The organism is Rhodoligotrophos appendicifer, assembly GCF_007474605.1.
In the GTDB taxonomy this organism is placed as follows: Bacteria; Pseudomonadota; Alphaproteobacteria; order Rhizobiales; family Im1; genus Rhodoligotrophos; species Rhodoligotrophos appendicifer.
On record NZ_VHKL01000004.1, the window covers coordinates 372,216 to 398,911 of the forward strand.

The window sequence follows — 26,696 nt, forward strand, 5'->3', positions numbered from 1 at the left end:
ATACGGAAGGATCTTTCTACGACATGAATTCGGCGAGGCAACGCCGGCCAAGGGAGGAAAGATATGAACCTGTTTCGGACCCGCGTGATCGCGGCGCTGGTGGGATTGACCCTGTCGCTGGTCATGGCACCCAAGGCGGACGCCGCCGACCCGGCATTAATCGAGGCCGCGAAGAAGGAAGGTGAACTCACAGTCTATGGGTGCGATCCAGGGCAGACGCCGGTCTACATCGAGGCCTTCAAGAAGCTCTATCCAGAGATCAACGTCACTTCTTATTTGGCCGGTTGCTGGCAGATCTACAATCGTCACGTTACGGAGCGCGGGGCCGGCAAGCAGGTTGCGGATGTCTTCTTCTCACTTGAGGATGTCTTGACCCGCATGCAGTCTGAGCAGTTGCTGACGCCCTACAAATCGCCCGAACTCGCTAACTTCCCAGCAATGGCGGCGCCGGAGGGAAAAAACTACTCACTCGTCAAAGTTCTGATTCTCGGCATGGCTGCCAACAAGGATTTCGTGAAGGACATGCCGTTGCCCCGCGACTGGTTTGACTTTGCCAGTCCGAAGCCGGAATGGCGGGACATGATCACTTTCTACGATCCGCGCACCTCCTCCGCCGCTTTCTCGCTTCTTGCTCTTCTTTATCAGAACTTTGGCGAGGAGAAGACTGCAGCGATCTACCAGGGCTTGGTGAAGTCTGGCGCGGAGCTTGCGCCGACCACCCCGGCCGGCATGTCTAAACTCCTGTCCGGCGAAAAGCCGCTGATGTTCTATATCGTCAACAACCACTATAGCGGTGCGGTCGCCAAGGGTGCCCCCATCGAATTTATTGTTCCAAAGTCTGGCACCGTCGCTCTGCCGTTCGCAGTCTCCGTCCTTGATGGTGCCCCGCACTCCGCAGCAGCCAAGCTTTTTGCTGACTTCATGCTCAATGAGGTGCAGGTCATAGTACAGAAGGCTAACGAGTATGCCCTGAAGAACGGCTCTCAACCGCCCCAGGGCATGCCGGCCCTTGACAGTGTCAAGCTGCTGCCCCTTGACGTCGGTAAGGCACTCGCCGATCAGGAGCAGTTGATCGCCTGGTGGCAGAAGACCACCGGCATTCGTTGAACGCCAGCTCATGTCCTTGAGTGTCGAGGCGCTCGACAAGTCCTACGGTGCCCACAAGGTCCTTAAATCTGTCACCGAGACCTTTGCGGAGTGCGAGATTTCGGTGCTGTTGGGGCCGAGCGGATGCGGCAAGACAACCACCTTACGCTGTATCGCCGGCCTCGAACGACCTTCCGCCGGCCAGATCCGAATTGACGGTCGCCTCGTCTACCGGGCAACCCCCCCGGTTTGGGTGCCAGTGGAACAGAGGCGGATCTCCATGGTCTTCCAGTCCTACGCGATCTGGCCCCACATGACAGTCTTCGAGAATGTCAGCCTGCCGCTGAAGGCGGCCGGGCAGTCGCGCGAAAAGATCATGGCGGCAGTTCAGACGACACTCCAGCAGGTCAATCTGGATGCCTTTGCCGACCGCAGCGCCACTCAGCTCTCCGGTGGCCAGCAGCAACGCGTCGCCCTTGCCCGCGCCATTGTATCCGAGTCACCTGTGATCCTGATGGATGAGCCCTTAAGCAACCTCGATGCGAAGTTGCGCGTTACCATGCGAGGTGAGATTCGTGCCCTTCAGCGGCGGCTTGGGCGCACGATCCTGTTCGTGACCCATGACCAGGAGGAGGCCATGTCTCTCGGAGACACGGTCTATCTCTTCCGCGAAGGCCAGGTCATCCAGAAGGGCCCGCCGAAAGCTCTCTACGACAATCCCGCAACCCGCTATGCCGCCGAGTTCCTCGGCCGGGCGAACATTCTGACTGAGTTTTCATGGAGTTCAGCGCCCGACGGGGCGGTGATTTCTCTTCCTGGTGGCACAACATTGCCTGCGCCTTCCGACGCACCGCCGCCTGACGGTGCAGTGCTTTGCATCCGCCCGGAAAAATGGCGTGTTGTCAGCCCCGGGCATCCTGGTTCCCTGAATGGCCGTGTCATCGACACGAGTTTTGTTGGCGACCGCACCGAATGCCGGATCGACAGCCCGCTGGGGGAAGTCTTGGTTATGGAACTTAATGCCCCCGACCGTAATCCTGGCGATCCAGTGGGCCTCATGGTCACCGCGGCCGATATTAAGGTGATCGGAAGGGATTAGCCATGTCAGCTTATGCAGGAACCGCCAGACAGAACCTGCCGACAGTGTTGCTCCTGGCCCTCCTGTCCCTTGTCATCCTCGCCCTCGTAGTGGCTCCCCTGTTCGCTATCCTTTATCGCGCCTTCGTCGACGTTCAGGATGGAACTCTACACTTGACGGATCGCCACATAGTGGAGGTTCTCACGACAGACATCTATTGGCATGCATTTGGCAATACTCTTCTGGTCTCCTGCGGTGCCGCTGTCATCGCCACCGTGCTCGGCACCTTCTTCGCCTGGGTCTTTGTTCGAACCAACACCGTCGGCCGCGCCGTCCTTGAACAGATCAGCCAGTTGCCGATCTTTATTCCGCCCTTCGTCGGCGCCGTAGCTTGGGTACTCCTGGCTGCCCCTAGGGTCGGCATACTGAACCGTATGTTGATGGAGCTGAGCATCCCAGGCGGGCTTGACGTCTATACCCATGGCGGCATGCTCAGCGTCATCGGCCTCTATCTCGCGCCCTATGTCATGATGATCGTAGCCGGCAGCCTGCGCAGCATGGATCCGAGCCTTGAGGAAGCCGCACAGGTTGCCGGCCTCACGAAGATGCAGACTGCGCTCCGTATTACCGGCCCCGTCCTGGCGCCCGCCATTCTGTCCGGTGCCGTTCTCGCCTTCACCATAGCGATCGGTCTCTTCGGGACCCCGGTCGTTCTCGGCTGGTCGCGCCAGATCCTTCTGCTCACCTCACGCATCTGGATTAGTGCGCAAGAGGTCCCGCCCGATTATGGCGTCATGGCGGTGCTGTCGATTTACCTCTTGCTGCTGTCCAGCATCGCCGCTCTTATCCAGCGTGCCCTCCTGAAGGACCGCAACTACGTTACCATCACCGGCAAGGGTTTCCGGCCCCGACTGGTGGAGCTAGGCGGCTGGGGCTGGCTCAGTCTCGCGATCGCGATCTTTTATGTGTTTTTCACCATTGTCGCACCAATCGCCGTCCTGATCGCTGCAGCCTTGTCGCAATATACCTGGTCCGCCGACTTCTCTTTCGACAACTTTGTTCAGGCGATTTCCTCCGATGACGTCTGGTTCACCATGCAGAACAGCGTCATTATCTCCATTGTCTCCGCCACTATCGCCACCGTCCTCGGCATCTGCATATCCTGGATCGCCATCCGCACCCGGCTTCCAGGTCGTCATGTTCTGGAGCACCTCATCCTCCTGCCGATCTCGATCCCCGGCATCGCCTTCGGAGTCGGTGTCATGCTGGTCTGGATCGGCGCCCCCGTCACTGTCTATGGTACCGCGATCATCATCGTGTTCGCCTTTGTCGGCCGCTTCACCGCCTACGCCGTTCGCTCCATTTCCTCGAGCCTGGTTCAGGTTCACCCGGAGCTGGAGGAGAGCGCCCGCATCATTGGCTATGGTCCTCTTCTCACCTTCGCCCGCATTACCCTTCCGCTGATCCTTCCCAGCATCCTTGCCGGCTGGCTCCTCCTGTTCAGCTTCTTCATGACCGAGCTTTCCATGGTTGTGATCCTGTACACCGCCGCCAGCCGGACATTTTCGGTGCTTTCCTTTGAGGTTTGGAACGTCGGCGATTTTTCCAAGCTTGCCAGCTACTCGCTCCTGCAGATGGCGATTGGCGTGTTGTTTATGACTCTCCTCAAGCTCTTCTTTGGGAGCAAGACTAGCTGACATTTAAATATTTCAAACCAGTGGCACCCAGCCGCTTTTCGCCAGCCAGCGCAGCTTTGCGCCAGACCCTAGGAGACAGTTGATGGCACCCCGCAATCCCCTTCTCGAGAAAGTCAAATCCGGCCGTACGGCTCTCGGCGTCTGGGCAAATGATCCGCAAACGGTCGAACTCTGCGCCCATCTCGGCTTCGACTGGATCATGATCGACATGATGTTCACAGGCATGGATTTCGGTGACGTTCAGAACATGATCCGCACCTGCGAGGCGGCCGGCATCACCCCCGTCGTGCGCGCCCACAGCAACCCCTGGCTCGGCTACGACCACCGCATCGCCGTGGACCTCTCGCGCCTCCAGGGGATCGGCGCGCAATTCGTGCTCGTCTCCCATTCCGGCATCCAGGAGATCCAGGAAGCGCTCGAAGTCGCCAAGGATTGGCATCGCCGCGCCCTCTGGGTCCATCCTTTCAAGAGCCGCGATTGGGAGCAGCGGACGGACGAAATGATCGACGGCTCCTACATCATCCCCCATGCCGAAAGCCAGGGCTCCGTCGACACCTTGGAGGAGACCCTCGACCTTCCGGATCTGAAAATGTTCTTCTTCGCCATGACCGATCTGAGCAAGGTCTTGGGTAATTCCAAGAAGCCGAATTGGGATAGCCCGGAACTTTGGAGCTTTGTCGACAGGGCGGTGAAGAAGGGCAAGGAGCGCGGCATCGTCATCGGCGCCAATACGAGCTACGCCTACACGATGAAGGAAATGCGCGAGCGGGTGAAACGTTTGCACGATGCCGGCGTACGGTTCATCATGATCCAGGGCGCCCCTTTCCTGTTCCAGGTTGCAATGAACGAATTTCTCACCGGAGTTCGCCAGGATCTCGGATTAGAACTGTAGTTCTTCCAGGCCGGTTACCATCGTGGCAACCGGCCTGATCGTATCCACCCTCTGGTCCTGGCTCATCCGGCCGCCGCATCTTAGCGATCGCCCGCCATGCAATGAGGCCGATCACCTCGCTACAAACTTTGATCTCGTCACGAACGATCAGTCCTGGCGATTCTTCTCTTCGAACGCCCGGATGTCCTCGAAGCCAATCAACTTGTTGAACGCCTGAAACTCATAGGCGGAAGCTTCAGGTCGGTGCTGGTGCCATGGGTCTGGAGATGGAATAGGCGTCACGCAGGGCGCTGCCGGCGGAGAGAAAGCCGCCGAGGCCCGGATGAATAGCGAGCGCAAAACCCAGTTCCTTTTACCGGTCAGCAGATAGGAATGGAGTGCGTCCGCCATCGACCATGTTGGCCAGCATCGGCACCGAGAAGCTCCGGCTGATCTTAGCCAGTTCCTCTTCCGTCTCGGGCGACTCAATGAACAGGAGGTCGGTGCCAGATTCCGCATAGGCATGGCTCCGATCAAAGGTCTCGTTCAACCCCAAGGCTGTACGGGCCATCCGTGCTGGCGATGACATGAAGTCGTCGCTGTCGCGGGTGTCAACGGCGATCTTAATCTTGTCGACCATCTGCGGAGGAATGACTCGCCGATTCTTCGTATGCCCGCATTTCTGTGAGACTGGTCCTCGATCTGGATCGCCGAGACGCCGGCTCGTTCTTAGTCGCGCACATTGAGCAGCCCGCCATAACCAGTATCGGCATCGACGATGATAGGCGTCCGGGTACGCAAAAGGCCTTAGCAGGCTATTGCGCCGGGACCTATCCTCGCCACATCCCCCGCATCTTGCTCGCCACATCGATGCGGACCTGCCTTGCATCTGATCGGCTCGCTGAGGAGGCTGTCATGATCGACCAGCTCCGGCATTCAAACAGCGGCAGCAGAGACGGGGGGATGAAGCGGGTCCGTGCCGCATAGACGTGACGGTCGCCTTGGGGATTCTGCCCATAGGTGAAAAACCGCTGCGGGGTGACAAGGTGGAGATCGTCCTTCGCCCTTGTCATGGCAACATAGAGCAGCCGCCGCTCTTCTTCGATCTCCGCGGTGGTCCCGGCGCCGAGATCGGAGGGAATGCAGCCATCCACCACATTGAGCACGAAGACGGATTTCCACTCCTGGCCCTTGGCGGAATGGATCGTGGAGAGGTTTAAATAATCCTCATCCAGCAGTGGTACGCCCGACTGATCGCTTGTCGCATCTGGAGGATCGAGCGTCAGCTCGGTCAGGAAGCGTTCGCGCGAGGGGTAGCCCGCTGCGATCTGTCCGAGCTGCAGGAGATCGGCCTGCCGCATGACAGCATCCTCGTGAATGCGATCGAGATGCGGCTCATACCAGTGACGGACCCGCTCGATCTCGGCCGGCCAACCCATAGTGCCGGCGCGAAGCTGCTGCATGGTCTCGACGAAACCGGACCAATGCGCCCCAGCCCGTGGAGGTGCCGGGATGTCCGACAACGCCGAAAGCGGCTCCGGCTGTTCCGCCATGAGGTCGAGAACGCGCTGCGCTGAGCCTGGACCTACGCCGGGGAGAAGTTGCATGAGGCGGAATCCCGCGACCCGGTCGCGCGGATTTTGCGCGAAGCGAAGCGCCGCCAGCAGGTCCTTGACATGAGAACTGTCGAGAAATTTGAGGCCACCGAACTTTACGAAGGGAATGTTGCGCCGAGTGAGCTCCACTTCAAGCGGGCCACTGTGATGCGATGTCCGGAACAGCACGGCTTGCTGTTTCAAGACGGTGCCCGCCTCCCTGTTCTCCAACACCCGCTCGACGATGTAGCGAGCCTGGTCACCCTCGTCGCGCACACTAATGAGCTTCGGAAGATCCGCGGACATCCGATCTGTCCAAAGATTTTTGGTAAATCGCTCTGTCGCCAGCTCGATCACCCCATTGGCCGCGCCGAGGATAGGCTGGGTCGAACGATAGTTCCGGTCGAGCGTGATAATGTCGGCAACGGGGTCGAAGGCATTGGGAAAGTCGAGAATGTTGCGCACCGTGGCTGCTCGAAAGGAATAGATCGATTGGGCATCGTCTCCGACCACCGTCAGGCCCCGTCCATCCGGCTTAAGACTGAGGAGGATGGACGATTGAAGACGGTTCGTGTCCTGATACTCGTCAACCAGCACATGATCAAACCGGGATCCGATGTCCTCGGCGATCATGGGCTCGCTGATCGCCTGTGCCCAATAGAGCAGGAGATCGTCAAAATCGAGGACGTTGTGCGCCTGCTTGGCTTCGACATAGCGCGCGAAGAGCTCGCGCAGTTCCTTGTCCCAGCCAGCGCACCAAGGAAAGGCCCTCAGGAGTACCTCATCGAGGGGCATCTCCGCATTGACAGCGCGTGAGTAGATCGCAAGGCAGGTTCCTTTAGTTGGGAAGCGGCTCTCCATCTTGGAGAGTCCGAGCTCATGCCGCATCAGATTCAGGAGATCCGCCGAATCCTCGCGGTCGTGGATGGTGAAGGCTGGGTCAAGTCCGATCTGCTCGGCATATTCGCGCAGCAGCCTTGCGCCGATCCCATGAAATGTTCCGGCCCATGCGAGGGCATCGGTGGCCATCTCCGAGGCAGCGCGACGGGAGAAACGTCATCAGCAGAATGCGCCTTGGATCGGCGCCGCTTACGATGAGATGAGCGACGCGATGTGCCAAGGTATTGGTCTTGCCCGAGCCGGCCCCGGCGATGACGAGAAGAGGAGCAGCCGTGGGCATACCCTGGGCATCAATCCCATGCTCGACTGCTCGTCGTTGCTCGGGATTGAGCCTTTCGAGATATGCCAAGGATTCTAATGGCGATTCGCTGTGCAACGGCATGCTGCACAGAAACACCTTTCTTGTTTTGTTCGCAACAGACCAGCGGTGGGCGGACGACGCCACTAACTGAGACATGGAAAACACGTAGATTGCCGCCAACCTTTATAAAGTGGGCCTCCCACCGCTTTTTTAGGACGGGATTTAGGTCAAATCGGATTTTGAATACGCGTTCAAAGAAAGGGCAGCGGCGGCTCTTTTTAAACAATCGTGAAGGTCGCCGCGTAGGTAATAGCCGACATAATCATTGTAATGACCAGGCATCCGCCACGACTCCAAGCTCTCGACGCCGCGAATGGAAGCGCGAGATCTACAACTGACTTGGGTCTGCTGCACGGCCACAACTTACTTGTCCCGCGGCATGGAACGACGTGGCGAAAGCTAAATGAGTTTCGCGGTCGACGGTCGACGCAATGCTCCTCCGGTCCTATGACGTCAGGATCGCCATTCCAGGATGCTAATCAGCAAGGGAAGTGGCCGTTTTTTCGAGATGTGGACGATCGAAAATTTAGATCGTCGATCGTTCACTCGAACTTTAAGTCATTTTGCGCAAAACTTTCTTGTCGATATCGCCTTTTATCTCGGTCTTCGGGAGGGCGTCCATGACCACCCATTCCGTCGGCACCTTGAAAGGGGCCAGCCGCTGGCGGCAGAACGTCTCCAACTCGACCGGATCGGGCACGCAGTCCCGGCCGGCGACAAACGCTTTGATCTTCTGGTCTCGAATTGGGTCTGCCACCCCTACCACGGCAACTTCCTTCAACGATGGATGCTCGTAGAGAACGGACTCCACTTCTGTGGCCGAAACGTTTTTCTCCCGCGCGCTTGATGAGGTCGACATTTCTATCCACGAAGAACAGGTAACCCGCCCCGTCCACCATCCCCTGGTCGCCCGTATGCAGCCAGTTGCCCCTCAGGGTTCGCTTGGTCGCTTCGGGATCATTGAGATATCCCTTCATCACAGTTCGGCCTGGAAACCCGCCGACGACAATCTCGCCGACTTCGCCCGGTGAAAGTTCCTCGCCGGCCTCGTCAACGATGCGAACGCGCCGGTCGGCTGTTGGCAATCCAATCGAAGGCCAGTTCTGACGGCCGAAAACCGGCGAGGCGCGAAGCTGGAGGGCGATCACCAGCGAGCATGGAAGAATGGCGAGGAGCGCGTCAGTCGGCTCGTGCTGATCGGCCGCAATCTTCCGAAGGACGTGATCGAAGAAGGCTTTCTGAGGTGCCGGGCGTAGCCATGGCTCCACGGGAACTCACATTGGCCTCTCAGCCATCCGCCCTGCTCGACTTGGAGGGCAGGGAACTCGACTTTTCCGCCCCCGTTCGGATGGTGGGCTTTCTTGGCGATACGTTCGTTGCTGCGACCGGTGACGGCAAGATTGGATTTGTTGAATCCGATTCACCACTCCGACTGGCTCAGGTGCATGGTGGCGCGATCCTTTCGGCCACTGTCTTCCCAAGCCGACAAGCGCTTCTGACGGCCGGTGACGACGTGCTTCTGCGTCTAACAGGACTGAATGGTGAGTCGGAGACGATTGCGACGTCGCCTCATTGGATTGATTCAGTTGCCGCCTCGTCTACGGGATGGATCGCCTGGTCAAGCCGAAAGACCGTCCGTCTTCACAAGCTCGGCGGGGCAGAGATCGTCATCGAGACAGCCTCGTCCTGCCAATCATTGGCTTTTTCGCCTGACGGCTCGGGACTGGCAATCGCTCAATATGGCGGCATCTGGCTGATCGATCTCCAGCGACCGAAGAAGAAGCCCCCCATCCTCGAATGGAAGGGAGCCCATCTCAGAGTGCGCTGGAGTCCCACAATTCACGCTTTCTCGTATCGGCGATGCTGGAGAATGAACTCCATGTCTGGAAAATGGGGAGCGGCATGCACGGTCAAATGGGCAGATATCCGACCAAGCCGCTTTCCTTCGCATGATCGGCTGATGGCCATGAACTCGCGACGTCGGGTGCCGATTGCATCGTCTTCTGGCCCTTCGTCGGCAAGAATGGACCGATCGGCAGTTCGGCCAGGGTTTCGATGAGCTCAGCGACACCCGTTTGCGCGATTGCTTACCATCCGAGGAGCAAACTGATGGCCGCCGGCCACCGCGACGGATCGATCTTGTTTTTCGACCCGGAGGAAAACGACGCGATCCTTGTCCGCAAGCCCAACGGCTCCCCGATCGCTGACATGGCCGTCAGCGAGGACGGCCTGCTCTTTGGTTATGGGTGCGAGAGCGGAGGCGCAGGCCTCATTCCGACAACGGGCAACGGACGATGAGCGGTTTCTTCAATCCCTTCGCGCCGAAAGCTCGGGGCGCCGGCGACAGCTCCACCAGGATCAAGCATTGGGTCCGCAAATATCTTCCTTTGCCGGACGATGTCGTCGTGTCAGTCAATCAGATCTCGTGCCGAGAAGCCGGTTGCCCCGACATCGAGACAGTTATTGGTATCTTCAGACCGGGGGAACCCGTGCAGAAATTGCGTCTCTTCCGGCCCATCACCGATGTAACCGAAGGGGATGTAGAAGAAGCCAGCCGGTCTGCACTGATCCGACGACCGGCTGACCCCCAGTGAACGTCCCCTACCCCGTCCTCACTCTGCAATGATCTGAACCATCTCATCATAAGGCCAACCGTCGTCAACGAGCACTTCGGTGGGGCGTAAACACCCTCTCAAAATGCGGCGTGCCTCTCGGCTGGCGCCCTGCTCGGATGAGAGCCGCGTTGTTTCACGTCACATCTCAGGAAGATCGCGATTGTATGTAATGTTATTACATTACATAATTTCAACCTTTTGGAGGTTTACCATGAATGTATCTGTTCCGGCGCCAGCCCCGTCAGGGGCGACTGTTGTCCGGCGCCGCCCGACGCGCGCAGACGCCGAAGCGGCCGTGCGGACCCTGATCGAATGGGCGGGGGACGACCCGGATCGGGAGGGTCTTGTCGGCACTCCGGACCGTGTCGCCCGTGCTTATGAGGAATTCTTCGAAGGCTACAACGTCGATCCGATTGCCCTTCTGGGAAAGACGTTCGACGAGGCCAACAACTATGACGACATGGTTGTGCTCCGCGATATCCGTCTGGAGTCGCATTGTGAGCATCACATTGTGCTAATCCTCGGTAAAGTCCATATCGCTTATCTGCCGAAAGGCCGCGTCGTCGGCATCAGCAAGCTCGCCCGTTTGGTCGAGGTCTTTTCCAAGCGCCTGCAGATCCAGGAAACTCTGACGGCTCAGATTGCCGGAGCCATCCACCAAGTGCTGGAGCCGCGCGGCGTCGCCGTCGTGATCGAGGCGGCGCATATGTGCATGACGACGCGCGGCATCAAGAAGCCGGGTGTCAACATGGTGACGCGCCGCTTTTTTGGAGAATTCCTCACCGATCGAGAACTGCGCCAGGAGTTCCTGTCGTCGATCACAGGACGGCGGGAGACGTTCGGATGAGGGCCCCTTCTTTCCACGCGCAGTTCGCATGCCGATGCTTTGTCCTGCGGAGGAACACCGAATGATCAGGCGCAATCCTCGCGGAGATTGGCCGACCGTCGCCGAAACCGCCTTTATCGACCCCACCGCGATCATCTGCGGCCTCGTCATTGTCGAAGAGGATGTCTTTATCGGTCCCTATGCGGTGATCCGGGCCGACGAGACCGATGACAACGGCGATCTGCAGCCGATCAGCATCGGCCGGGGGACGAACATCCAGGACGGAGTCGTCATCCACTCGAAATCCGGCGAGGCGGTCACGATCGGCTCCCGCACATCGATTGCCCACCGATCGATCATTCATGGGCCTTGCACGATTGGCGACGACGTTTTTGTCGGCTTCAACTCGGTCGTGTTCAACTGCACGATTGGTGACGGCGCCCCGATCCGGCACAACTCGGTCGTCGAGGGCTGCCATCTTCCGGCTGGCTTCCATGTGCCCTCGACCACGACGGTCCACTCAGATTCCGATCTCGCTGGCATCCCTCAGGTGACGATTGACGTGACCGCATTCTCCGAACACGTAGCGCGCACCAATGTCGGACACGCACATAATTATCGGAAGCTGCGGAATGACTTCTGAACGGTCGCATCAAGACATGAATTTTGGACCCTGCTGATGCTCACATGGCACATTCCTTCAACGTGTTCGCCAGCTGACTGTCTTGAGTGAGGGCGCTAATCAATTCGCTTCCCGCTTCTGTGAGTGACCACTTCGACATTTGGCGCGCTTAGGCAGCAATGATTGAAAATAGGCCTTTAGCCGAGCGGCAGCAATTCGCAAGCGGGACGGTTTAGTGGACTGACGGCTTTCGTCCCCCGAGCTTTCAGCCCGTCAGCCGTTTCCTTCTTCGGCCAATTAGGTTGCGCGGCATGGCACGCCTGCAAGACCGCTGGCACAAAGCGATCTCTTACCCAGAAACAGATCTGGGCACTTGGAATGCACGCGGCCTTCGGTAACATTAGACGATGTCTCCCTCACCTCTAAGCTCCCCGCCCAACCCGGCCAACGCTCCCAGCCGGCGCTTCTTCGCCGACATCGGCATAGCTCCCGGTGCGCGGGTACTTGATGTCGGTTGCGGCAATGGTGACCTCAGTCGGTATGTAGCTGAGCTTGCTGGACCGGGCGGCGAAGTAGTCGCGATCGACCGGAGCGAACAGGCGCTGGCGATGGCGAAAATGACGAACGCAGCTTCGGATATCGCGCAGATCCAGTACCGGGCGGTCGATCTTTCGGGTGACTTTCCCGATCTAGGTCATTTCGATGTAATCGTCGGCCGTCGCGTGCTGATGTACCTACCCGATGCCTCCAAGACCCTGGAGCGGTTAGCGGCGCTCGCCAAGCCAAATGCAATCCTTGCTTTTCAGGAGCACGCACGCGCCGGCCTTCCTTCGGGACTTGGAGATCTCACGTTACACCGCCAACTTTACAATTGGAACTGGAGCACAATTGCAGCTGAGGGAGGTGATGTGGAGTTAGCGCTCCGGCTCGCCGAGCTTATGCAGCAGCTGGGGCTTTCGGTCGAGGAAGCGCGCGGCGAGGCCATCTTGCTCCATCCCGACCAGCCCTCATTCCTGCCTACACTGACGCGAACGATGCTCCCGCGAATAGTCGAGCGCGGCATCGCTAGCGTTGAGCATATCGATCTCGACACGCTGTCGCAGCGGATCGAGGACGAGCATCGCGCCGCGGGTGGCATGATCGTTTGGGACCTCGCCTTCTTTATTTCAGCTCGCACCCGACCGGCCTCTCGTTGAACGTCCGTATTCGGGCGACTGCGAGCGCGCACTGAACGACGGAGTTGGGGCCCGAAACAGGCCGTCCGGTATCGGCGAGGGCTGGCGATAAGCTGCCAGAGCGACAAGCCTCAGCTCCGCAGTCCCGGCGCTTCCTGGCCCGTGCGCTCGACATATTCGGTATAGCCGCCGCCAAAGAGATGCGGGCCGTCCGGTGTCAGCTCAAGCACGCGGTTGGAGAGCGCCGCCAGAAAATGGCGGTCGTGGCTGACGAAAAGCATGGCACCTTCGAAGCGCGACAGCGCCTCGACCAGCATCTGCTTGGTGGCGATATCGAGATGGTTGGTAGGCTCGTCGAGCACCAGGAAGTTCGGAGGGTCGAACAGCATCTTGGCCATCACCAGCCGCGCCTTCTCGCCGCCTGACAGCACGCGGCACCTCTTCTCGATCTCGTCGCCGGAAAAGCCGAAGCAGCCCGCGAGCGCCCGCAAGGCGGCTTGTCCGGCCAGCGGAAAGCTATCTTCCAGCGACTGCAGCACGGTGCGCTCTGCGTCGAGCAACTCCATGGCGTGCTGGGAGAAATAGCCCATCTTGACACTAGGGCCCCGCGTCACCGTGCCGGAATCGGGCTCAGACGCGCCGGCGATCAGCTTGAGCAGCGTTGACTTGCCCGCGCCATTGACGCCCATCACGCACCAGCGCTCGCGCCGGCGCACCTGGAAGTCGAGACCGTCATAAATGGTGCGGTCGCCATAGCTCTTGTGCACGCCCTTGACCGTCGCGACGTCTTCACCCGAACGCGGTGCTGGCTGGAACTCGAAGCGCACCGTCTGCTGGCGCTTTGGCGGTTCGACGCGCTCGATCTTGTCGAGCTTCTTGATTCGGCTCTGCACCTGCGCGGCATGGCTGGCGCGCGCCTTGAACCGCTCGATGAAGGCGATTTCCTTCGCCAACATGGCCTGCTGGCGCTGGAACTGCGCCTGTTGTTGCGCTTCGGCAATGGCGCGCTGTTGGCGATAGAACCCATAATTGCCCGAATAGGACGTCAGCGCGCCGCCGTCGATCTCGATGATCTTGTTGATGACGCGGTCCATGAATTCGCGATCGTGCGACGTCATCAGTACGGCGCCGTCGAAACCCTTGAGGAAACCTTCGAGCCAGATCAGGCTTTCAAGATCGAGATGGTTAGACGGCTCGTCGAGGAGCATGATATCGGGGCGCATCAGCAAAATCTTCGCCAATGCCACACGCATCTTCCAGCCGCCCGACAGCGTGCCGACATCGCCATCCATCATCGCTTGGCTGAAGCCAAGGCCGTGCAGCACTTCGCGGGCACGCCCGTCCAGCGCGTAGCCGTCGAGTTCATCGTAGCGGCTCTGCACGTCGCCATAGCGGGTGATGATGTCGTCCATCTCGTCGGCGCGGTCTGGATCGGCCATGGCCGCTTCCAGCTCCGCCATCTCGGCTGCCAGCGCGCCGACCGGTCCAACTCCGTCGATTACCTCGACCACCGCGCTGCGGCCCGCCATGTCGCCGACATCCTGGCTGAAGTAGCCGATGGTCACGCCACGATCCACCGCGACCTGGCCCTCGTCCGGCATGTCCTCACCAGTGATCATGCGAAACAGCGTCGTCTTGCCGGCACCGTTTGGGCCGACAAGGCCAATCTTCTCGCCGCGCTGGAGTGCCGCCGACGCTTCGATGAAGACGATCTGGTTGCCGTTTTGCTTGCCGATGCTTTCGAAGCGGATCATGCTGGATTCCGGTCGGTGCGAGGATGGAGCCGCCTCAAACCATCTCACCCGCTGCCACGCAAGGGGCCGCAGCGTCACATGTTAGTTTTGCCGACGCTCGTATGCCGACCACGTTCTCATTCGTCTCAGCAGTCCAAGCAAGATAGCTTTTTGGGGGCCGGGAACGGACCGACCGCTTTCGGAGCCGACTCCTTTGCCGCCGTTCATGGCAGGAGGTAAGGAGGTCGAAAGCGGACCTTGTAAGACACCGTTGTCTTGCTTCATATTTTGTCACAGGTTTCGCGATAGTGCGTTCGGGCGCACCAGCCTGAGGTTGATCAGACGCCACCGATCGGCTACTTTCAGGCCATGATCAGCAACGTGTCGACCATCATTTCGACGATGATGATGCCGCTCTCCATTCTGGAAGCGGAACGTTTCGGCATGTGACCTCACCAGATCAACCGACACGCCAGAGCCGCTTCCATCCGAGGCGGCTTTTCCTTGTCCGGGAACCGCCTCATCCATTTGAGAGGAGTTTCCAACATGCCAACCGAACAGCCGCGAGGCGTTCTGATCGCGGGCCGCTATCTCACTACCGCTATTCCTTACGTGAACGCTGTGCCCCATATCGGTTTTGCTTTGGAGGTGGCACAGGCTGACGCTCTTGCCCGCTTCTACCGTCAGCAGGGATGGCATGTCCGTCTTCAGGCAGGAGCGGACGAGAACAGCATTAAGAACGTGCAGGCAGCGGAAACGGCGGGCCTTTCGGTTGTGGATCTGGTGGAGCGCAACGCGGCTCGGTTCCTCGCACTGAAGGAAAGCCTCGACCTTTCCTACGACGATTTCATCCGTACCAGCGCCGATCAACGCCACAGACGGGGCGTCGAGCGCCTTTGGAAAGCGTGCTTCGAGCGCGGCGACATCTACAAGCGCGCCTATAGCGGCCTCTACTGTACCGGCTGCGAGCAGTTCTACAACGCAGAGGATCTTGACGACGGCAAATGTCCTGAGCATGGCACCAAGCCGGAGCTGATCGAAGAAGAAAATTGGTTCTTCCGCCTCTCACGGTATGAATGCACATTGCGCGACCTTTATGTCAAAGGCGCCACCGAGATCGTTCCCGACGCCCGGCGCAACGAGGTGCTGTCGTGGATCGAGCACGGGCTTGAGGATTTCAGCATTTCGCGCAGCGCGGCTCGCGCGCGTGGCTGGGGCATACCCGTGCCCGGGGACCCCGAGCAAGTGATCTATGTCTGGTTCGACGCACTCGGCAACTACATCACCGCATTGGGCTATGGCAGCGACGACGGCGACACCCTGTCAGGTGGTGGACGCAGGCCATCTCGCGAGAACACGTCATCGGCAAGGGTATCACCCGTTTCCACGCGGTTTACTGGCCCGCCATGCTACTTTCTGCCGGTTTGCCCGTGCCGACACGAATTCTTGTCCACGGCTATGTCACCGTCGAGGGGCGCAAGATAGGTAAGTCGGCGGGCAATGCCATTGACCCCGTACCCCTTGCGGAGGAATTGGGGCCGGACGCCTTGCGCTACTTTCTGCTGCGGCACATCCGCTCGACGGGCGACGGCGACTTCTCATATGCGCGCTTCCGGCAGGCTTATGACTCCGAGCTTGCGGGGCAACTGGGCAATCTCGCGCACCGTGTCCTCAGCATGATCGAGCGCTACTGCGACGGAGTAGTGCCTACACCTTCCGAAGGCTTTGTCGAGAGCGACAGGCTATTACAAGCGGCCAACCGGCTTCCTGACATGGTGGCGGCGCATCTGCACGCCTTTGCCTTCGACCGCGCTATCGATGATATCTGGGCGTTCGTGGCAGATGCCAACCGATACGTATCAGAAAAAGCGCCTTGGGATCTGGCCAAGGTCGCAGCCTCGCCCGATGGGGAAGCGGCTGCGGCGGGCGAGGCCAAGTTGCACGACACCTTGTTGAGCCTGTCGGCTTCCCTGCTTGCGATCGCGAAATGCATTGCCCCGCTGCTACCGAGAGCAAGTAGGAAGCTATTCAAGAAGTTCGGCAATCAACACTTCGACTCGAAGACATTAGCGGGAACCAGGGTCGCAGCAGGTATACCCTTGTTTCCAAAGCCGTGAGGCCAAGTCCGCGACTTGCCCCGCATTGTCGGGTCCAGTTTCCCGACGTCATGACTGTGCTGATGAGTTGGTCGATGCGCTACAAGCAGGCTGGAAGGCTGATCGGCTCATACGCGGCAGCTTCTGAAGTTTGGAAGCCAAAAGCAGACTGGCTGCTCTCCACCCAATTACAGACCACCAGTGACCTGAGCAGACCTGCAGCTTTCAGGAAATCGCCAAGCCCGCCTGGACGACTAAAATGAGGGCGCAAAGCGGTCACGGCATATTTTAGGCGGGATGGTAGCAGAGCAGGGACACAAACTCTCTCATTCGAGTCTGGCATTTTGGGCGAAAGATAATCATTTGCGCCGACGGATGGTACCGGCCCACTCTCAACCAAACACTTCACCTACTCACATAATTCAAGCGGTCGAGCAAATGGCAGCCGAGGGGCGGGAGTGAAGTCAGATGCCATAAGGGGTCGTACAGGCCGAATGATCAGTCGACGAAGGAAGCAATCAGCGAGCAAAATAAGTACTTCGGCCGATGTTCAGATGAAGCTCGATGACATGGAGAAACGGCCCTGGTCAGAAAATCATAGGTCTGGGCGAGGTCAAGACGGCTAAGAGATAGCCACGCTAGCGGCTGCTGCTGTGGCGGATTGACTTTAAGCTAACCGAGGGTAAACGGGAAGGATGTCCGACAGCGCCACCGTTGACACTATCAGCGGCTTCAACCCAGCCGTCACCACAGAGATCCGCAAGGCGCTCAGCGACGTCTGCGCGACGGATCGCGTGTCCATTCCCTTGGCGATTGAGAGCGGTAGTCGTGCCTGGGGCTTTCCATCGCCAGACAGTGACTATGACTGTCGCTTTATCTTCATCCGCCAGATCGACGATTATCTCTCACCTTGGCAGCGGCGGGACGTAATTGAGCTCCCGTTGGCCGGAGAGTTGGATGTGAACGGCTGGGATCTTGGTAAGGCGCTCAAGCTGCTGCTCAAGGGCAATGCAGTCATCATTGAATGGCTGACTTCTCCCGTTCACTATTCCGTCGAACCGGATTTCAGGGATGAGTTTCTGACGCTTGCCCATGAGGTGACGGATCATGCTCTCATAGGCCGACATTATCTGCATCTGGGCGAGCGGCAGCGTCGGACGTACTTTGGTGACAGTACGGCGGTCCAGCAGAAGAAGATCTTCTATGCCCTGAGACCTGCCGCGGCGTTGCGTTGGCTGCGGATCCACCCAGATGAGCCGGTGCCGCCGATGCATTTCCCGACACTCATGGCCGAATGCGACCCACCACGGGACATTGCAGAGATCGTCGCCGATCTTATAACCAAAAAGGCGGTGACCCGAGAGCTCGGCACCCAGCCTCTGCCGCCGTCCATCGGAGCATTTATCGATCGTGAGTTCGATGCCGCCCGGGATCTGTTTGAGACAGCCGTACCCTGCCCACTGCCTGAACGGCGCCGGAGGGCGGAGCACTTTTTCGTCGAGCAGGTAAGAAAATTCAGCTCGTGACCCAGAAGCCCGTGGTCGGCTAAGGTTGCCATCAGCCGATAAACTCAAAAGTTTTCCATGCCCGAACATTCTTCCACTGGCTTCTCGCCGGCCCTGTGCTGGGACAAGGATGGCGCCGAGCTCTTCGCGGCTGCCTTGTCGCCTGCCGATCTCGACTCACTCGATGCGATATCGGGATCGCTGCTCAGCGCGCGACCTGGCGCACGTATCACCGATGCACGGCCGCTCACGTTATCATTACGGGAGGGGTCGGCCATGGATCGCATCGCCAAGGGGGCGCTGGGACCGAAGGGGCGCCCGGTGCGGGCTGTGATGTTTGACAAGACGGCAGCGATCAATTGGGCCGTGGGCTGGCATCAGGATCGCACAGTTGTGGTAGTTGAGCACCGGTCGGCTCCCGGATATGGTCCATGGACCATCAAGGATGGTCTAATCCAAGTCGAGCCGCCGTTTGCCGTCATTGACCGCATGGTAACCTTGCGAGCGCATCTCGACGATTGCGACGAAGACAACGCGCCGCTGATGATCGTGCCCGGTTCTCACCGGCTCGGCCGTATCCCTGTAGGTGATGTGCCTGAGATTGTCACCGCGGGACCCACAAAAATATGTGAGGCAAGGCGCGGTGACGTCTGGCTCTATGCCACCGCCATCCTCCATGCCTCGGAGCCCGCCAGAGCTCCGCGCCGACGCCGCGTCCTTCACGTAGACTACGCCGCCGATCCGTTGGACCACGGTCTCGAATGGCGAGGCCTTCTTTAGGAGCTTGAGCAATGATGTCGTTCGTCACCCGCACGCCCCTTCAGATCAGACAAAAAGCAACGACCAAAACACCTGCATCGCCTGAGTGCCATGTTGATGCAATTCGGGGTATTGATCGGCCACGTCTAATGTCGTCCGAAGAGGTAATAATTTACGGTTATTTGATGACTTCACCAAAATATAGTCTAAGCGACTGATATTATTGGCGCTCCCTAGGGGAGTATCAAGTTATTGTCGCATCAACGCTGTTGCCAGTTCTTACAACCGCAAGAGCCCCGTTGATCCCGAACGCTTTCTTCTCGGATTGGCAACCCCACTCCCATTCTTAGAAGTGGGGAATGAGGCAGGAAATAATCGTCAATTCCTTTACCGGCGGCGGTGGCGCGTCCGAGGGCATCAAGATGGCCTTGGCATCGCTCTGCAGTTCAGGCCTTCATCCCGAGGCCCCTGAGCACATCGCCTATGTCATCACCCACGATGATACTGCGCTCGGGATGCACACCAGCAGCCCTACGCGCACCATCCACCTACCCACAATGTTTGGAAGGTTGATCCGCTGGCGGTAACCGACGGACGGCTGATCGGTCTGCTCTGGGCATCCCTCGATCGCCGTCGTCAGCCCAAGACCGAAGGCAGCCGGCCCGGCCACGTCAGACAGATCTAACAACTATCGAAGCTGCGAACATTCATGAGTCTCGGAATTGGTCAGGCGATGTCGAGGAAGCGCCGCGGAGGGCCCGCCGGATTATCGCAGCCTGTAAGGCCGACCTCTTCCCTCAGGGGGAGGGTGTCCCAATTCCGTCTGTAAGGAAAACCGCAGAACCGCGCAGGAGGTATGTGCGCGTTGATGCATGGAAAAGTAGAACGGCGCAAGAACACGCGCCATGGATTAGCACAAAATTGGCACAGAGCTTTTCCTTAACTTTGCGCTCCTGTTCTCACGGCTGGGGAGCATGAGCGGGTTCAGTCGCATTCTGGTGGACTTGGACGAAGCCAACATTTCGAGGCCCGCCTGCCTTTGCCCTCAGCGTATCAAGATAGAGAACAGACGCTGCGGAGTAAGGCGGCGCTTCATTTCACGGGATGGGGTGGTGAGCACCCCCACAGCTGAAAACTGCGAATAGCGCCGGCCCGGCCATGGGCCGCTGAAGGTCCTTTTTTCCTGATCCGACTCATCCGTTTGGTGCCTTAAGCCACAACGCTGCCCGTATCGCCGACGTATGAAGTTCGTCGGCTGTGGCCATTAGTTCCAGTAGGGCGGCGCAGGTTTGGCGCACCTCCCCGAGATGAAAGCCAGCCGACGCACTGGGAATAGATCAGTCCACTTACGCGAGCGAGGTTCTTCAGCATGCGGTTCCAAAGTCAGCATGCGGTTCGCATATCAGCGCCTCGATCAGTTTTTAGAAAGGGCGTTAACAGGAAGGCTAGCCGCAGATCGCGACGTGCAGCGGGAGCTGCTTTTACCGAATCATTGGCATCCACAACGATCGTGCCGCCTGACTGCTGCAGTCCTGACCGGAACCTTGCAACGGCAGCAGCTTCGATCGTCGCCCGATGCTGCGCGAAGGCGGTAAGCCAATCGAGGAAAGCATCGGGACTCTGAAGCTTTGAGAGTGCTTCGTCTGTGACCGAGCAGGTAACATCTCCCTTTAAAATCAGCATCATGAATCTTACCCCGAACTGATTTGTGACGCCCGGCAGCCCTGATGATCGCAACGGCATTGTCTCCCCCTCAACCAGGGAGATATTGCTAGATCTGCATCTTCGCGCCACATCTTCATATGCGGCGGCACACGGGATGCTTCATGCCGATAGCGACTACGAGGTTCGGCAACTTCGGATCCTCTAATGGAGTTTCCCTCATGGCTTATTCAGTTGCCTGCGGTAAAGCTCAGATGAGGTTGGCCTGAATTGCGGGGATACATGTCTCCCAAGAAAATAGAAGATTTGGACAATGCGCGTCGGCTCCAGCTCCTTGTCGGCAGCGTCATCGACTACGCCATCTATATGATGTCATTGGACGGAACCGTCGTGAGTTGGAACTCCGGTGCCAAGCGGCTGAAATGCTACGAGGCAACAGAGATTATCGGCCGACCTCATTCCAGTTTCTTCACCCCGAGGACCGGGAACAGCAGGTGCCTCAGCGAGCCTTAGAAGCTGCACGAAAGAGCGGGAGGTTTGAAGCCGAGTGGTGGCGGATCCGGAGGGATGGTACTCGGTTCTGGGCGCTGGCGGTCATTGACGCCGTGCGCGATGAAAGTGGCGAGCTCATCGGTTTTCGCCAAGGTCACCAGCGACATGACGGAGCGGGAAGAGGCGCGGCGGCGGCAGGTGGATAGTGAGGCGCAATACAGGCAGTTCTCGGAGCCGTGATCGATTACGCGATTTTCCAAATTGATCCTTTTGCGCAGATCGTCACCTGGAACTCGGGCGCTCAAAGGATCAAGGGTTATTCCCTCATTTGTCCTCCCGGGCGCCTTTGGTCCTATGTGGTGATGCCCATCGTAGGCCAATTGTTTCAGGTCCCTTGATCCAGATCAGTGAACTCGCACTGCAAGGCGCCCAATCTCTTTCTGAACACCCGAAAGCGAGGGTTGAAAGGACGTAAGATGTCAAAGTTTTCGACTTCTATCGCCGTCATGATTGCGCTTGGAGCGGCATTTGTTTCACCGTCTCATGCCCAAGGCATGATGGGAATGATGGGCGGCGGGTGCCCGACCGTTGGCATGATGGGGCACGGACGCATGGGCCAGGGCGGCTGGGGCGGCGGCAGCTGGTTTGGCGGCATGAGGGGACGCCAGCCGAAGATGGGCGCCATGGTCGAGGGACGCCTGGCCTATCTTAAGGGCGAGCTGAACATCACCGCGGAGCAGCTGGCGGCATGGGACGCCTATGCCGCGGCGGTGACCGAACGCGTCAAACTCATGCAGGGCATGCATCAGGGGATGGCAAAGACCATGCAGACGGGGACGGCGATAGAGCGCATGGATGCGCGGATTTCAGGCATGGAAGCCATGCTGGAGTCCATGAAGGCGATGAAGCCGGCGACCGAACGTCTCTACGCCGGGCTGACCGATGAGCAGAAGGTCATCGCTGACGATCTGATCGGAGGCGATTGCGGTGGCTTCTGAGGCTTTTGTACCGGACGACAGGAGATCTCGATGAGCTACCACTTCAGCAAGACCGTCGCGTTGCCGATGGAGAGGGCGATTGACCATGTTACTGCAGCTCTCGCTGCCAAGGGCTTCGGCATTCTGACGACGATCGACGTTGCGGCGACGCTGAAGAAGAAGCTGGATGTCGAATTTCGCCCCTATGTCATCCTCGGCGCCTGCAACCCGGGATTCGCCTACAAAGCCCTGCAGCAGGAGAGCCACATCGGCACGATGCTGCCATGCAACGTTATCCTGCAGCAGGTCGACGAAGGCCTCGTCGAGGTCTCCGCCGTTGATCCGGCCGCCTCGATGCAAGGGGTCGACAATCCTGGCCTTGCGTCGATCGCGGGAGATGTGCGGGAGTTGCTTAAGCAGGCGGTTGACGGGCTTTGACGAGGAGCTCGAAGATCGGCGTGTTAACGGACCGCGAGAGGGACAACGGGATTTCCCATTGGCAGCCCTGACGATCATCGCCCGGCATCCCCCCGCGATGGCTCGCCCGATCCCTCGCGCTGACCCATGTCGTCCTCTACGCGCTGGGCGTCACCATTGGCGCCGGCGTCTATATGCTGGTGAGCGTCGCTGCGGGTTGCCCCCTCACTCAGACGGCCGTGCCGACCAGTGCTCCAATGCCCGCGGTCAGCGCCATCGCAAAGGCGCCCCAGAAGGTGACTCGCTAGCGTTGCCTTCATGACGTTGGCTCCGCCTGCCTTCGCGCAGATCGCGCCCAGAAACGCCAGGAACAGCAGTGAAGCAGCCGACACGACCCCGACCAGCCAAGCGGTGGGCGCCACGAGGACCATCGCCAGCGGCATCGCGGCTCAGACCGCAAATGTCGCTGCCGATGTCAGGGCTGCCTGGATCGGTCGCGCCGTCGTAATCTCCGAAATCCCTAGCTCATCATGTGCGTGGGCGGCAAGCGCATCCTTCGCCATCAGCTGGTCCGCGACCTGATGTGCAAGGTCAGTCGTCAAACCGCGCTTGACGTAGATCTGCGCCAGTTCCTCTCTCTCGGACTCGGGCTGTGTTTCCAGTGCCATCCGCTCGCGTTCGAGGTCGGCATGTTCGGTATCTGACTGCGAACTCACCGAGACATACTCGCCTGCCGCCATGGACATGGTACCTGCGACGAGCCCGGCCACACCCGCGAGAAGCACTTCTGAAGTTGCGTCGGTAGCAGAGGCCACTCCAACGATGAGGCTGGCCGTGGAGACGATGCCGTCATTGGTTCCGAGTACGGCAGCTCGAAGCCAGCCGATCCGTGAAACGAGATTGTTCTCCGTGTGCAGCCTGCTCATGCCGGCCTCCTGACGATGCCGTTCAGCGCGGTGGCTGCAGCGACCGTGTTCGAGATGGTGCCGTATTTGCGGATGCGCCTGTGCAACAGTTCCAGACATTGGTCCGTCTCCTGCGTATCGACCGTCAGCACGCAGTCGATCGAAACCATCTTCGGCGGGCTATCCTTCCGGATGCCATGAATGGCCACACGGGCACCTTTGAAGTCGAAGTCGGCCACGAGCCCCGCCGATGCGGTGGACTATGCGGGCTTCGGATTGCGGATGACGGCTCATGTTTGGGTTCCTTGCAAAAGGCTTGGTTGTCGTTGCCCCGAGGCTGCGGGTCGAGCTGACGACGTCTCAGCGGGAGAGATGCGGAGCGCGCGGAGCGCGTTGAGGATCACGGCGACGTCGATAGCTTCCTGAATCAGCGCACCCTGCACGGGCGTGAGGTAGCCCAGAGCGGCTGCGACCATGCCCAGCACCGAGAGACCGATGCCCGCGACCACGCTTTCCAGCGCGATGCGGCGCGCGCCGCGCGCGATCTCGATGCCGGGACCCAGCCTGTCGACGCGGTCGACTAGCAGGACGACGTCGGCGGCCTCGGCCGAAGCAGCCGCGCCGCGCGCGCCCATGGCGACGCCCACGTCCGCCGCCGCGAGTGCGGGCGCGTCGTTGACTCCGTCTCCCACCATCATGACCGGACCGCGCTTGTGCTCGGTGAGCACCAGCAGCACCTTCTGGTCAGGCGTGAGACCTGCCCGGATGCCGTCGAGCCCGAGGCCCTCGGTCACGCGCTCGGCCACCTCCTGGCGGTCGCCTGTCGCCAGCAGGATCCGCTTGATGCCCTGGCGGCGAAGTCCGGCCAGCATGTCATGCGTCCCCCCGCGGAGCGGGTCTGCCATGACCAGATGGCCCGCCAGCCGCCCGTCGACACCGACAGCGACGAGGACCGACCCGGCGGCGAGTGCCGGATTCTCAGCTGCAGCTGCGCCGACACGGCCGGTGACGAAATCGTGCCCGCCGACCACGACGGATCTGCCTTCGACCTGTCCCGTCAATCCGTCGCCGGGAGCTTCGGTCACGTTCGTCGGGACCGAGAGCGACAGGCCACGCGCCTTTGCCGCCGCGACGATCGCCTGCGCCACCGGGTGCTTCGTAGCCTGATCGAGCGCCGCGGCGAGCCGGAGGACCTCGTCAGGGTCCATTCCGTCATGGCTGTCGATCGTTACGATCTGCGGCCTGCCGTCCGTCAGCGTACCGGTCTTGTCGAGGATGAGGGTCTGCGTCCTTGCCATGGCCTCCAGAGGACCCGCGCCCTTGATCAACACGCCGAAATGCGCCGCCCGCGAAAGGCCCGCCACCAGCGCTACCGGAACCGCCAGGATCAGCGGGCATGGCGTGGCGACCACCAGGACCGCGACTGCCCGGATGGGGTCCCCGGTGAACCACCCTGCGGCGAAGGCGATGGCGACCGTGACCAGCAGGAAACCGAGCGACCAGCGGTCGGCCAGCCGCGACATGGGCGCCTTTGACCGCTGCGCTTCTTCCACGAGCTTTACGATGCCCGCATATGTGCTGTCCTTCGCGGGATGCGTCGCGACGAGGTCGAACGCCTCGCCTGCGTTCGTCGACCCGCTCAGAGCATCGCCGCCCATCTCGATGCGGACCGGTAGGGACTCTCCGGTTAGCGCGGACGTGTCGAGGAACACGGAGGCGGACGCCACCGTGCCGTCGACCGGGACGACGTCGCCCTGACGGATAAGCAGGCGGTCGCCAGGCATGATGTCGTCGAGCGGAACGTCTTCCAGGCTGCCGTTCAGATGCCGGGTCGCAGTGCGGGGCACACGCGCAAGCAAGTCGCGCATCTCGCGGCGCGCCCGCCCTTCAGCGAAGCTTTCGAGAAACGTGCCACCGGAATACATGACCGCGACAACAGCCGCCGCCAGAGTTTCTCCGAAGAGGAGTGCGGCCGACATGGAAAGCGCGGCGACGATATCCAGCCCCACTTCGCCGCGCCACAGACTGTGCAGGATCTCCACGAGCAGGGCGGCGAGCACGGGGAGCACGCCCATGAGCCAGATCGTCGAGGCTAGCTCCGGCCGGCCGCCGAAGAAGAGGGCAAGTCCGCCCAGGAGCCCGCCCAGGGCCGCCAGCAACAGCGCGGCCTTTAGCCGGTCTACACGCGAATTCTCCATGCACTCAACCCTCTGGGTTTCTGGTTGCCGGTTGTTAGTCCCCGGATATTCGCCCGACGCGGCACGCATGGATGCTATCTTCTTCGCCTCGAAGCGGGAACAGCACACTGATCTCGATCTTCCGCGCCAGTTTTCGGCCCTCGTCGGGGCAAGCACGGTGACCGAGGCAGGGGCACTGAAAAGCGGAGTGCCTCTGATCGTGTCGATGGTGTGCGAGAGTCGCCGTCCCTGCACCTCGACCCACTGGCGGCAATCGCCCGAGGTCGCGACGGAGCATTCCTGCAACGACAGGATCTAGTGCGGCGCACTGCTCGTCTGGTCCGGCTGCCCCACGGCAACCGTTCAGGCCTTGCGGTTGGGCTGCAACCCCATCCCCCGCATTTCGTCGGTTACACCACCAGTCAATCGCGGATGCCGAGGCAGCTAGCGCTTGGGCCATGCATTCGACCCCATAGCCCTTTGCGAGGCCGTTGAGGTCGAGCGCTATTGGCACATGCTTTGCGTATCTCCGAGTGGCTCAACTCAAGCGCTACATGCGTTGAAACGCGCCGGGCCGTCATTGCGTGTGGATGAGATCCGGAGCAGCGGTGACTGGCCGAAGCGCCAGGCTGTCACCGCATCGCCCACGATGATCCTCAAACGCGCCATTACGCCCTGCCAACCGCCTGTGCAAGCCGCAAGACCTCCATCAGCAAGGATGGAACCGGCACCCAGTCTCCGACCGGCGCACCGTTGAGCCTCATCTGGTCACTGTCAGGTTTCCATGTCGACGTCTGCGCGTCGACTGCGTCGACCGGCGACCGAATGCCTTGCACGCGACGTCGGCTTCGAAGCCGGGCGGCGCATAGACAAGCTCTGGCAGGATTCGGGCTGGGCATATCGGGAGTGATCCTTGCCGATGAGAAACGGCGATGGGCAACAGGATGATGATGCTCATGCTAAATTCTAACTATTCGCGTAGGCTGTCCTTTTTGCAGCCATCTGATCGCATAAAAAATGGCTGGACGTCTCACAAGGTGCGGCAGATTTCATCTTTAGTAGAAGTCCAAGACCTTAGTTTAGCTCATCGCCTGATTGCAGTTGACCGTGATGGATGTATGCGACCGCCGATGTGGGTAATCTGCTC

General features: G+C 59.8%; 24 protein-coding genes and 4 pseudogenes. 18 read left to right on the top strand and 10 right to left on the bottom strand.

The features are described from left to right. The first annotated feature begins 84 nt into the window (after window positions 1-84). The 4 genes from FKM97_RS11205 to FKM97_RS11220 all read left to right on the top strand — a co-directional run bounded on the left by FKM97_RS11205 (window position 85) and on the right by FKM97_RS11220 (window position 4,753). Window positions 85-1,107 (top strand): ABC transporter substrate-binding protein, encoded by a 1,023-nt coding sequence (locus tag FKM97_RS11205; RefSeq protein ID WP_170240868.1) that lies wholly within the window; start codon window positions 85-87, stop codon window positions 1,105-1,107. A 10-nt stretch (window positions 1,108-1,117) separates the two neighbouring features. After that, complete coding sequence (locus FKM97_RS11210; RefSeq protein WP_144292502.1) at window positions 1,118-2,185, top strand: ABC transporter ATP-binding protein; 1,068 nt, start codon at window positions 1,118-1,120, stop codon at window positions 2,183-2,185. Window positions 2,186-2,187: 2 nt separating this feature from the next. After that, window positions 2,188-3,861 (top strand): ABC transporter permease, encoded by a 1,674-nt coding sequence (locus tag FKM97_RS11215; RefSeq protein WP_144292503.1) that lies wholly within the window; start codon window positions 2,188-2,190, stop codon window positions 3,859-3,861. An 82-nt stretch (window positions 3,862-3,943) separates the two neighbouring features. Beyond that, window positions 3,944-4,753 carry an aldolase/citrate lyase family protein gene (locus FKM97_RS11220; protein ID WP_144292504.1) on the top strand — a complete coding sequence of 270 codons (810 nt, stop codon included), beginning with the start codon at window positions 3,944-3,946 and terminating at the stop codon, window positions 4,751-4,753. A gap of 352 nt (window positions 4,754-5,105) precedes the next feature. On the opposite strand, the gene FKM97_RS11230 is transcribed toward FKM97_RS11220, so the two are convergent. The 4 genes and pseudogenes from FKM97_RS11230 to FKM97_RS27190 all read right to left on the bottom strand — a co-directional run. Continuing rightward, window positions 5,106-5,372: a hypothetical protein gene (locus tag FKM97_RS11230; protein ID WP_144292506.1), complete on the bottom strand. Its 267-nt coding sequence runs from the start codon at window positions 5,370-5,372 to the stop codon at window positions 5,106-5,108. A 190-nt stretch (window positions 5,373-5,562) separates the two neighbouring features. After that, window positions 5,563-7,609 (bottom strand): annotated as a pseudogene (locus tag FKM97_RS26905) (ATP-dependent helicase). Between the two features lie 532 nt (window positions 7,610-8,141). Then, a complete protein-coding gene (locus FKM97_RS11240) occupies window positions 8,142-8,447 on the bottom strand; it encodes an AMP-binding enzyme (RefSeq protein WP_144292507.1) in 306 nt (101 codons plus the stop codon). Between the two features lie 115 nt (window positions 8,448-8,562). Beyond that, window positions 8,563-8,736, bottom strand: a pseudogene (locus FKM97_RS27190) (hypothetical protein); the annotation flags it as partial. On the opposite strand from FKM97_RS27190, the pseudogene FKM97_RS11250 reads away from it, so the two are divergent. From FKM97_RS11250 to FKM97_RS11275, 6 genes and pseudogenes are all read left to right on the top strand, one after another. Continuing rightward, window positions 8,722-8,844: pseudogene (locus FKM97_RS11250) on the top strand (GTP-binding protein); the annotation flags it as partial. The pseudogenes FKM97_RS27190 and FKM97_RS11250 sit on opposite strands and share 15 nt — an antisense overlap. A gap of 853 nt (window positions 8,845-9,697) precedes the next feature. Then, complete coding sequence (locus FKM97_RS11255) at window positions 9,698-9,886, top strand: hypothetical protein (protein ID WP_144292508.1); 189 nt, start codon at window positions 9,698-9,700, stop codon at window positions 9,884-9,886. Beyond that, window positions 9,883-10,182 (top strand): nitrate reductase, encoded by a 300-nt coding sequence (locus FKM97_RS11260; protein WP_144292509.1) that lies wholly within the window; start codon window positions 9,883-9,885, stop codon window positions 10,180-10,182. The genes FKM97_RS11255 and FKM97_RS11260 overlap by 4 nt, the downstream gene beginning before the upstream one ends. Before the next feature lie 232 nt (window positions 10,183-10,414). Next, a complete protein-coding gene (gene folE / locus FKM97_RS11265) occupies window positions 10,415-11,050 on the top strand; it encodes a GTP cyclohydrolase I FolE (protein ID WP_144292510.1) in 636 nt (211 codons plus the stop codon). A 61-nt stretch (window positions 11,051-11,111) separates the two neighbouring features. Continuing rightward, a complete protein-coding gene (locus tag FKM97_RS11270) occupies window positions 11,112-11,672 on the top strand; it encodes an LbetaH domain-containing protein (protein ID WP_144292511.1) in 561 nt (186 codons plus the stop codon). A 386-nt stretch (window positions 11,673-12,058) separates the two neighbouring features. Continuing rightward, window positions 12,059-12,847: a class I SAM-dependent methyltransferase gene (locus tag FKM97_RS11275; RefSeq protein WP_144292512.1), complete on the top strand. Its 789-nt coding sequence runs from the start codon at window positions 12,059-12,061 to the stop codon at window positions 12,845-12,847. 110 nt (window positions 12,848-12,957) lie between these two features. Here the strand turns inward: FKM97_RS11275 and FKM97_RS11280 are convergent, their stop codons facing one another. Next, the gene (locus FKM97_RS11280) at window positions 12,958-14,580 is read right to left on the bottom strand and encodes an ABC-F family ATP-binding cassette domain-containing protein (RefSeq protein WP_144292513.1); all 1,623 of its coding nucleotides are present in this window, start codon (window positions 14,578-14,580) and stop codon (window positions 12,958-12,960) included. Between the two features lie 525 nt (window positions 14,581-15,105). Between FKM97_RS11280 and FKM97_RS26910 the strand changes: the two genes are divergently transcribed. The 5 genes from FKM97_RS26910 (at window position 15,106) to FKM97_RS11305 (ending at window position 19,506) form a co-directional block, all read left to right on the top strand. After that, entirely contained in the window at window positions 15,106-16,044 is a 939-nt protein-coding gene (locus tag FKM97_RS26910) for a methionine--tRNA ligase (protein ID WP_281290090.1), read from the top strand. Then, window positions 15,933-16,676 carry a class I tRNA ligase family protein gene (locus FKM97_RS26915; protein ID WP_281290094.1) on the top strand — a complete coding sequence of 248 codons (744 nt, stop codon included), beginning with the start codon at window positions 15,933-15,935 and terminating at the stop codon, window positions 16,674-16,676. Before FKM97_RS26910 ends, FKM97_RS26915 begins: the two co-directional genes overlap by 112 nt. A gap of 674 nt (window positions 16,677-17,350) precedes the next feature. After that, complete coding sequence (locus FKM97_RS11295) at window positions 17,351-18,181, top strand: nucleotidyltransferase domain-containing protein (protein WP_144292515.1); 831 nt, start codon at window positions 17,351-17,353, stop codon at window positions 18,179-18,181. A 57-nt stretch (window positions 18,182-18,238) separates the two neighbouring features. Beyond that, window positions 18,239-18,940 carry a phytanoyl-CoA dioxygenase family protein gene (locus tag FKM97_RS11300; protein WP_144292516.1) on the top strand — a complete coding sequence of 234 codons (702 nt, stop codon included), beginning with the start codon at window positions 18,239-18,241 and terminating at the stop codon, window positions 18,938-18,940. Window positions 18,941-19,278: 338 nt separating this feature from the next. Beyond that, window positions 19,279-19,506, top strand: coding sequence for a hypothetical protein (locus FKM97_RS11305; RefSeq protein ID WP_144292517.1), 228 nt, complete (start codon window positions 19,279-19,281; stop codon window positions 19,504-19,506). 796 nt (window positions 19,507-20,302) lie between these two features. Here the strand turns inward: FKM97_RS11305 and FKM97_RS11310 are convergent. Continuing rightward, the gene (locus FKM97_RS11310) at window positions 20,303-20,605 is read right to left on the bottom strand and encodes a DUF1488 family protein (RefSeq protein ID WP_170240869.1); all 303 of its coding nucleotides are present in this window, start codon (window positions 20,603-20,605) and stop codon (window positions 20,303-20,305) included. Between the two features lie 398 nt (window positions 20,606-21,003). Here FKM97_RS11310 and FKM97_RS26670 point away from each other — a divergent pair, with 398 nt between their 5' ends. From FKM97_RS26670 to FKM97_RS11325, 3 genes are all read left to right on the top strand, one after another. Continuing rightward, the gene (locus FKM97_RS26670) at window positions 21,004-21,279 is read left to right on the top strand and encodes a PAS domain-containing protein (RefSeq protein WP_246105036.1); all 276 of its coding nucleotides are present in this window, start codon (window positions 21,004-21,006) and stop codon (window positions 21,277-21,279) included. 270 nt (window positions 21,280-21,549) lie between these two features. Then, on the top strand, window positions 21,550-22,071 hold the full coding sequence (locus FKM97_RS11320) for a Spy/CpxP family protein refolding chaperone (RefSeq protein ID WP_144292519.1): 522 nt from the start codon (window positions 21,550-21,552) through the stop codon (window positions 22,069-22,071). Between the two features lie 30 nt (window positions 22,072-22,101). After that, window positions 22,102-22,488 (top strand): DUF302 domain-containing protein, encoded by a 387-nt coding sequence (locus FKM97_RS11325; protein WP_144292520.1) that lies wholly within the window; start codon window positions 22,102-22,104, stop codon window positions 22,486-22,488. Window positions 22,489-22,696: 208 nt separating this feature from the next. On the opposite strand, the pseudogene FKM97_RS11330 reads toward FKM97_RS11325, so the two are convergent. From FKM97_RS11330 to FKM97_RS11350, 4 genes and pseudogenes are all read right to left on the bottom strand, one after another. Further along, window positions 22,697-23,393 (bottom strand): annotated as a pseudogene (locus tag FKM97_RS11330) (VIT1/CCC1 transporter family protein). Next, window positions 23,390-23,611: a hypothetical protein gene (locus FKM97_RS11335; protein ID WP_205014909.1), complete on the bottom strand. Its 222-nt coding sequence runs from the start codon at window positions 23,609-23,611 to the stop codon at window positions 23,390-23,392. Before FKM97_RS11335 ends, FKM97_RS11330 begins: the two are co-directional and overlap by 4 nt. A gap of 51 nt (window positions 23,612-23,662) precedes the next feature. Continuing rightward, complete coding sequence (locus tag FKM97_RS11340) at window positions 23,663-25,570, bottom strand: heavy metal translocating P-type ATPase (protein ID WP_144292521.1); 1,908 nt, start codon at window positions 25,568-25,570, stop codon at window positions 23,663-23,665. A 647-nt stretch (window positions 25,571-26,217) separates the two neighbouring features. After that, window positions 26,218-26,448, bottom strand: coding sequence for an FAD:protein FMN transferase (locus FKM97_RS11350; protein WP_144292522.1), 231 nt, complete (start codon window positions 26,446-26,448; stop codon window positions 26,218-26,220). Window positions 26,449-26,696: the final 248 nt, after the last annotated feature.

What these genes read in the sequence shown, in the direction of transcription:
- FKM97_RS11210 (WP_144292502.1), top strand. Translation starts at nt 1,118, where the DNA reads ATGTCCTTGAGTGTCGAGGCGCTCGACAAGTCCTACGGTGCCCACAAG.
- FKM97_RS11215 (WP_144292503.1), top strand. Translation starts at nt 2,188, where the DNA reads ATGTCAGCTTATGCAGGAACCGCCAGACAGAACCTGCCGACAGTGTTG.
- FKM97_RS11220 (WP_144292504.1), top strand. Translation starts at nt 3,944, where the DNA reads ATGGCACCCCGCAATCCCCTTCTCGAGAAAGTCAAATCCGGCCGTACG.
- FKM97_RS11230 (WP_144292506.1), bottom strand. Translation starts at nt 5,372, where the DNA reads ATGGTCGACAAGATTAAGATCGCCGTTGACACCCGCGACAGCGACGAC.
- FKM97_RS11240 (WP_144292507.1), bottom strand. Translation starts at nt 8,447, where the DNA reads ATGTCGACCTCATCAAGCGCGCGGGAGAAAAACGTTTCGGCCACAGAA.
- FKM97_RS11255 (WP_144292508.1), top strand. Translation starts at nt 9,698, where the DNA reads ATGGCCGCCGGCCACCGCGACGGATCGATCTTGTTTTTCGACCCGGAG.
- FKM97_RS11260 (WP_144292509.1), top strand. Translation starts at nt 9,883, where the DNA reads ATGAGCGGTTTCTTCAATCCCTTCGCGCCGAAAGCTCGGGGCGCCGGC.
- folE (WP_144292510.1), top strand. Translation starts at nt 10,415, where the DNA reads ATGAATGTATCTGTTCCGGCGCCAGCCCCGTCAGGGGCGACTGTTGTC.
- FKM97_RS11270 (WP_144292511.1), top strand. Translation starts at nt 11,112, where the DNA reads ATGATCAGGCGCAATCCTCGCGGAGATTGGCCGACCGTCGCCGAAACC.
- FKM97_RS11275 (WP_144292512.1), top strand. Translation starts at nt 12,059, where the DNA reads ATGTCTCCCTCACCTCTAAGCTCCCCGCCCAACCCGGCCAACGCTCCC.
- FKM97_RS11280 (WP_144292513.1), bottom strand. Translation starts at nt 14,580, where the DNA reads ATGATCCGCTTCGAAAGCATCGGCAAGCAAAACGGCAACCAGATCGTC.
- FKM97_RS26910 (WP_281290090.1), top strand. Translation starts at nt 15,106, where the DNA reads ATGCCAACCGAACAGCCGCGAGGCGTTCTGATCGCGGGCCGCTATCTC.
- FKM97_RS11295 (WP_144292515.1), top strand. Translation starts at nt 17,351, where the DNA reads ATGTCCGACAGCGCCACCGTTGACACTATCAGCGGCTTCAACCCAGCC.
- FKM97_RS11300 (WP_144292516.1), top strand. Translation starts at nt 18,239, where the DNA reads ATGCCCGAACATTCTTCCACTGGCTTCTCGCCGGCCCTGTGCTGGGAC.
- FKM97_RS11305 (WP_144292517.1), top strand. Translation starts at nt 19,279, where the DNA reads ATGAGGCAGGAAATAATCGTCAATTCCTTTACCGGCGGCGGTGGCGCG.
- FKM97_RS11310 (WP_170240869.1), bottom strand. Translation starts at nt 20,605, where the DNA reads ATGATGCTGATTTTAAAGGGAGATGTTACCTGCTCGGTCACAGACGAA.
- FKM97_RS26670 (WP_246105036.1), top strand. Translation starts at nt 21,004, where the DNA reads ATGCTACGAGGCAACAGAGATTATCGGCCGACCTCATTCCAGTTTCTT.
- FKM97_RS11320 (WP_144292519.1), top strand. Translation starts at nt 21,550, where the DNA reads ATGTCAAAGTTTTCGACTTCTATCGCCGTCATGATTGCGCTTGGAGCG.
- FKM97_RS11325 (WP_144292520.1), top strand. Translation starts at nt 22,102, where the DNA reads ATGAGCTACCACTTCAGCAAGACCGTCGCGTTGCCGATGGAGAGGGCG.
- FKM97_RS11340 (WP_144292521.1), bottom strand. Translation starts at nt 25,570, where the DNA reads ATGGAGAATTCGCGTGTAGACCGGCTAAAGGCCGCGCTGTTGCTGGCG.
- FKM97_RS11350 (WP_144292522.1), bottom strand. Translation starts at nt 26,448, where the DNA reads ATGCCCAGCCCGAATCCTGCCAGAGCTTGTCTATGCGCCGCCCGGCTT.